5 protein-coding genes and 1 pseudogene are annotated in these 3,971 nt (G+C 72.3%); 5 read left to right on the top strand and 1 reads right to left on the bottom strand.

All coding sequences use genetic code 11. From position 1 onward, the window contains the following. A pseudogene (locus RIF89_RS11800) lies at nt 1-119 on the top strand (recombination protein RecR); the annotation flags it as partial. Between the two features lie 101 nt (nt 120-220). Further along, nucleotides 221-1,189: a DMT family transporter gene (locus RIF89_RS11795; RefSeq protein WP_309069302.1), complete on the top strand. Its 969-nt coding sequence runs from the start codon at nt 221-223 to the stop codon at nt 1,187-1,189. 12 nt (nt 1,190-1,201) lie between these two features. Here RIF89_RS11795 and RIF89_RS11790 read toward each other — a convergent pair whose 3' ends face one another. After that, nucleotides 1,202-1,636, bottom strand: coding sequence for a hypothetical protein (locus RIF89_RS11790; protein WP_309069301.1), 435 nt, complete (start codon nt 1,634-1,636; stop codon nt 1,202-1,204). 219 nt (nt 1,637-1,855) lie between these two features. Here RIF89_RS11790 and RIF89_RS11785 point away from each other — a divergent pair, with 219 nt between their 5' ends. From RIF89_RS11785 to RIF89_RS11775, 3 genes are all read left to right on the top strand, one after another. Further along, nucleotides 1,856-3,163, top strand: a complete 1,308-nt coding sequence (locus tag RIF89_RS11785; RefSeq protein WP_309069300.1) for an aspartate kinase — start codon at nt 1,856-1,858, stop codon at nt 3,161-3,163. A gap of 3 nt (nt 3,164-3,166) precedes the next feature. Further along, complete coding sequence (locus RIF89_RS11780; protein ID WP_309069299.1) at nt 3,167-3,670, top strand: GNAT family N-acetyltransferase; 504 nt, start codon at nt 3,167-3,169, stop codon at nt 3,668-3,670. Continuing rightward, nucleotides 3,663-3,971, top strand: a 309-nt coding sequence (locus tag RIF89_RS11775) for a GNAT family N-acetyltransferase (protein WP_309069298.1), incomplete at its 3' end; no start/stop codon positions are given. The genes RIF89_RS11780 and RIF89_RS11775, both read left to right, overlap by 8 nt.

The following is a 3,971-nucleotide window of genomic DNA, read 5'->3' as shown; positions in this document are numbered from 1 at the left end:
TCACGACGCTGCAGATCACCGTCTCGCGCCTCGCGTCGGGCCTCCCGGTGGGCGGCGACCTCGAGTACGCCGACGAGGTCACGCTCGGCCGCGCCTTCGAGGGCCGCCGCGCGATCTGAGGTGCTGCTGGCCGAGACGCGCGTGCGCTGATCACGGCCATCTTCCGACGCCGGACCGCCATCGGCCGCGCGACGTCGGATGCCCGTGGCAGGATCGGCGCGTGCCATCCTCCCGGTTCTCCACGCGCGGCTGGGTGCTCTTCGCGATCATGGCGGTCGTGTGGGGCATGCCCTACCTGTTCATCCGCGAGGCGGTCGAGACGTTCTCGCCGGCCGCGGTCGTCGCGATCCGCACGGGCGGCGCGGCGCTCCTGCTGCTGCCGTTCGCCCTCAGACGCCAGGCGAACGGACGCAACGCGCTCAGGCCCGCCCTGCAGAAGTGGCCGTGGGTGCTCGCCTTCGCGGCGATCGAGATGGCGGGTCCCTTCGTGCTGCTCGCACACGCCGAGCAGACGATCTCCTCGGGCCTGACGGGCCTGCTCGTCGCGACCGTGCCGCTGTTCGCGACCGTGATCGCGGTCCTGCGCGGCGACCGCACCGCGCTGCGCCCGATGCGCACGACCGGCCTCGCCCTCGGCTTCGCGGGCGTGGCGATCGTGGCGCTCGGCAGCGCCGGGGGAGCGAGCGCCGACCTCGTGGCGATGGGCGAGGTCCTGCTCGTCGCGGTCCTGTACGCGATCGCGCCGTTCATCGTGGCGCGCAAGCTCCACGACGTGCCGTCGCTCGGCACCATCACGCTCGCGCTCGGGGTCGTGGGCCTCGGCTACACGCCCATCGCGCTGGTCACGACCGACCAGGCGCCCGCCGCGAACAGCGTGGTGTCGATCGTCCTGCTGACGGTCGTCTGCACGGCCGTGGCCTTCATCGCCTTCTTCGCGCTGATCGCCGAGGTCGGGCCCGTGCGCGCGCCGCTGTTCACCTACGTGAACCCGGTCGTCGCGATCGCTCTGGGCGTCATCATCCTCGCCGAGCCGCTGAGCCCCGCGCTGCTGATCGGCTTCCCGGTCGTGATCGCCGGCTGTCTGCTCGCCGCGGGCGGCCTGCCGCGCCGCAACGGGAAGGATCCGGCCGTGCCGATCCTGTCGGAGCCCGACCCGATCGCGCTGGCCCGGCAGAAGCGCCGGCGCTGAGCCGGCGGCGGATCAGAACGAACCGCCGCCGTCGAAGCCCCCGCCGCCGTCGAAGCCACCGCCCCCGCCCCCGCCCCAACCCCCGGAGCCGGAGGCCCCGCCGTCCCAGCCGCCTCCGGAGCCGTCGCCGCCCCCCGAGTCGCGGCCCGAACCGGGGCCGCCGTCGCCCGAGGACCCGCCGTCGCCGGCGGAACCCGAACCGCCCGAGTCGTCCTTGCGGCCGCCGTCCGTGCCGACGAGGCCGGTGCCGACCGCGAGGCCCGCCGCGGCGTACAGCATCGGGTCGGCGCCGCGGCGCTCCGCCTCGCGACGGCGGCGCTCCTGCTCGCCCGCCCCGCCGGGCCGGCGGCCCCGCGCGAGCTGGACGACCACCGTGACGATCGCGCCGATGATCACCAGACCGGCGACGAGTCCGATGACCGGCGTCATGCTCTCTGGGATGTCCATCGCCCGCCTCCTGTAGTCGTTGCCGTCACAGTATCCGGCGCGCGCGGTCGTGTCACCAGGCGTTCTGCGTCGATTCCGCGCCGTCGTGAAGGCATCTCGCAAAGCGTCCGCGCGACCGGAAGAGCGGGATGTCACATGGTCGGGAGGGGCGCTGACGCGTCCCTAAGATGTTCGGAGCAGGGCGGGAATCCGAGACGTCCTGGATCCCGGGAGTACCCAGTGGCACTGATCGTGCAGAAGTTCGGCGGCTCGTCCGTCGCCGACGCCGAGAGCATCAAGCGGGTCGCGAAGCGCATCGTCGACACGCGTCGCGAGGGCAACGACGTGGTCGTGGCCGTCAGCGCGATGGGCGACACCACCGACGAGCTGCTCGACCTCGCGGCACAGGTCGCGCCCATCCCGGCGCCGCGCGAGCTCGACCTGCTGCTCTCGAGCGGCGAGCGCATCTCGATGGCGCTGCTCGCGATGGCGATCCACTCGATGGGCTACGAGGCGCGGTCCTTCACCGGCAGCCAGGCCGGCATGCGGACGACAGCCGACCACGGCAGCGCGCGCATCGTCGACGTCACCCCCACGCGGCTGCGTGCCGCGCTGGATGACGGCGCGATCGTGATCGTCGCGGGCTTCCAGGGCGTCAACCCGGACAACGACGACATCACGACGCTCGGCCGCGGCGGATCCGACACGACCGCCGTGGCCCTCGCCGCCGCCCTCGGCGCGGACGTGTGCGAGATCTACAGCGACGTCGACGGCATCTTCACGGCCGACCCGCGCGTGATCCCTCGCGCTCGGAAGCTCGACACCGTCACGGCCGAGGAGATGCTCGAGCTGGCCGCCAACGGCGCGAAGGTGCTGTACATCCGCGCCGTCGAGTACGCCCGTCGCCACGGCGTGCTCATCCACGCCCGGTCCACGTTCACCGCGAACGAGGGCACCTACGTCCTGGGGGAGGGCATGACCGACCCCCGCACCACCCACAAGGAGTCAGCGATGGCCGACGTCATCGGCATGGAGGAGCCCGTCGTCACGGGCGTCGCGATCGATCAGAGCCAGGCGAAGATCACCGTCGTCGGCGTCCCCGACGTGCCGGGGTCCGCCGCCGCGATCTTCTCGCTCGTCGCGAAGACGGGCGCGAACATCGACATGATCGTGCAGAACGTGCAGTCGGCCCAGCCCGGACGCACGGATATCTCGTTCACGCTGCCGAAGCAGTCGGCGGCCGAGGTGCTGAAGGTCCTCACCGCCGAGCAGGAGGCGATCGGCTACGAGAGCATCGTGCACGACGACCAGATCGGCAAGCTCTCGGTCGTGGGCGCGGGCATGCGCACGCACTCCGGTGTGTCTCTCACCCTCTTCGAGGCGCTGAGCGAGGCGGGCGTCAACATGGAGATGATCTCGACCTCCGAGATCCGGATCTCCGTCGTGCTGCGCGGCGACGAGCTCAACGAGGCCGCGCGTGCGGTGCACACGGCCTACGGCCTCGACAGCGAGATCGAGGCGACGGTCTACGCCGGCACCGGGCGCTGAGCCGTGATCGACGCGCTCACGCTGCCCGCCACGCTCACGGCTCGCGACGGCGAGTTCTCGGTCCGCGCCGCCGCGCCGGACGATCTCGAACCGCTCGTCGCGCTGATCTCGGGCGACCCTGTCAGCGCCGCCCGCGGCGACACCGCCTCACCCCAGGACCGCGATGCGTACGCGCGCGCACTCGACGCGATCCAGGAAGACCCGCGCAACGTCCAGCTGGTCGCCGAGCGCGACGGAGACGTGATCGGCACGCTGCAGCTGACGCTGATCCCCGGCATCTCGCGCCGCGGCTCCGCTCGGCTGCAGGTCGAGGCCGTGCGGGTGCGCGACGACCAGCGCTCCGCCGGCATCGGCCGCGCTCTCATGCGCTGGGTCGGCGAGGTCGCACCCGCACTCGGTGCGCAGCTGGTCCAGCTCACGTCCGACGCGCAGCGCGTGGACGCCCATCGCTTCTACGAGCGGCTCGGGTACGAGGCCTCGCACGTCGGGTACAAGCTGCATGTCTGAGATCCGGATCAGGCCCGTCACGGCCGAGGACAGGCCCGCCTGGGCGGACCTGTTCCGCGCGTACCGCGACTTCTACGCCCTGACGCCGGATGACACGGTCGTCGAGACCGTGTGGGGCTGGCTGATGGACGATGCGCACGAGCTGCAGGGCCTCGTGGCGCAGCAGGACGGCACCCCGATCGCGATCGCGCACTGGCGCCGCTTCGCGCGCCCGTCACGCGGCGGCACCGCGATCTTCCTCGACGACCTCTTCACGGCACCGGACGCGCGCGGCGGCGGGATCGGCCGTGCGCTGATCGCG

Origin of the sequence: Microbacterium sp., from assembly GCF_031178525.1 — a bacterium.
Taxonomy (GTDB): domain Bacteria; phylum Actinomycetota; class Actinomycetes; order Actinomycetales; family Microbacteriaceae; genus Microbacterium.
This window is presented reverse-complemented; position numbering and strand designations above follow the sequence as displayed.